We start from the raw sequence: 1,366 nt of genomic DNA on the forward strand, positions 1-1,366 counted from the left end.
TGTCCTACCGGCTCTCACACCTCTGCGAAGCCCAGCGGGATCGCCGACGTCGACTTGAGTTCCTCCATCGCGAACATCGAGGTGACGTCGCTGAGATCGATGCGCGAGATCAGCTTCTTGTAGAGCGCGTCATAGGCGGCGATGTCGGCGACATAGGCCTTGAGCAGATAGTCGATCTCGCCGCTCATCCGGTAGAAGTCGACAATCTCCGGCAGGTCGTGCACCGCCTGATGGAAGCGCTCCAGCCATTCCATCGAATGGCGGGCCGTCTTGATCGCAATGAAGACGGTGACGCCGGCCTTGAGCTTCTCCCGGTCCAGCAACGCGACGCGGCGCTTGATGTAGCCGCCCTCCTCCAGCTTCTGCACTCGGCGCCAGCAGGGCGATGACGACAGCCCCACGGCCTCCGCAAGCTCGGCGAGCGGCAGGCTGGCATCCTCCTGGAGCCGCGCCAGGATACGCAGATCGAAAGCATCGAGCTTGGCCATGGCAATCTCCGGAGATTCGAAATCCATTGCCTCCGCAAGGAATGAGGCGGGATAGATTCTCCCGATATCCTCTCACTTCAGGCATTCATTTCCAATAGGGGATGAAAATTCTCCATTTCCGCAAACAGGTGCCCGCGCCCCTGCCGTACAATCGTCCCGAAGTGATCGAGAGGGGATGGCATGCAAGGTTTTCTCAGCGAGGAGCGGCGTGGGGCCGTACTGCGCAGCCTGCGGAGCGATGCAGGAACGCTGTCGCGCGACTACCTGACCGCCGCCCGCGAGGTCCTGCAGGAGCTCGTCGCCATGCCCGATCTGATCCAGCGCCTGCCGCTGGAGCGCAACGCGGGCTGCTACAGTCGCAACCTGCTTGCCGGCAACGAGGATGTCAGCGTCTGGGCGATCGTCTGGGGCGAAGGCTCGGCCACCTCGATTCATGATCATCACTGCTCATGCTGCTTCGGCGTGGTGTCCGGCACCGTCACCGAAACCTGGTACCGTGCCATCGACGCCCATCGCGCCGTGCCCACAGAGCAGCAGGAGCGGCAACCGGGCTATGTCGCCTGCATGCTGCCTTCGGGGCCGAATATCCACCGCATGCGCAATTTCGGGCCGGGCGAGGCGATCTCGATCCATATCTACGGCTTCGATCACGAGGTTCATGCCTCCTCGATCGAGACGGAATACACCGCCGTCAGCGGCTGACGTTCCTCACCAGGTCGTCTCAAGTCTCCCCAAAAGGGGCGGGTGCGCAGGCCCCGTCCCTGTTGTTCTTCTGGGCCGGCCTCAGCCCGCGCGATTGCCGGAGACCACGGCCAGCGCCGCGACGAAACGGTCGAGATCGTCTTCCATGATGTAGGGCGCCGGCGAGATGCGGATCG

General features: G+C 63.0%; 2 protein-coding genes. One reads left to right on the forward strand and one right to left on the reverse strand.

Features of this window, described 5'->3' with window-relative positions:
- Positions 1 to 14: 14 nt before the first annotated feature.
- Positions 15 to 488, reverse strand: a complete 474-nt coding sequence (locus tag ACIPIA_RS16375; RefSeq protein WP_400511034.1) for an Lrp/AsnC family transcriptional regulator — start codon at positions 486 to 488, stop codon at positions 15 to 17.
- Between the two features lie 180 nt (positions 489 to 668).
- Here ACIPIA_RS16375 and ACIPIA_RS16380 point away from each other — a divergent pair, with 180 nt between their 5' ends.
- Positions 669 to 1,190, forward strand: coding sequence for a cysteine dioxygenase (locus ACIPIA_RS16380; RefSeq protein ID WP_400511035.1), 522 nt, complete (start codon positions 669 to 671; stop codon positions 1,188 to 1,190).
- Positions 1,191 to 1,366: the final 176 nt, after the last annotated feature.

The sequence above is a fragment of the Allobosea sp. CER48 genome (genome assembly GCF_044752385.1).
Lineage (GTDB): Bacteria > Pseudomonadota > Alphaproteobacteria > Rhizobiales > Beijerinckiaceae > Allobosea.

Bases quoted from the DNA above. Each gene is read 5' to 3' on its own strand.
- ACIPIA_RS16375 (WP_400511034.1), bottom strand. From the start codon at position 488: ATGGCCAAGCTCGATGCTTTCGATCTGCGTATCCTGGCGCGGCTCCAG.
- ACIPIA_RS16380 (WP_400511035.1), top strand. From the start codon at position 669: ATGCAAGGTTTTCTCAGCGAGGAGCGGCGTGGGGCCGTACTGCGCAGC.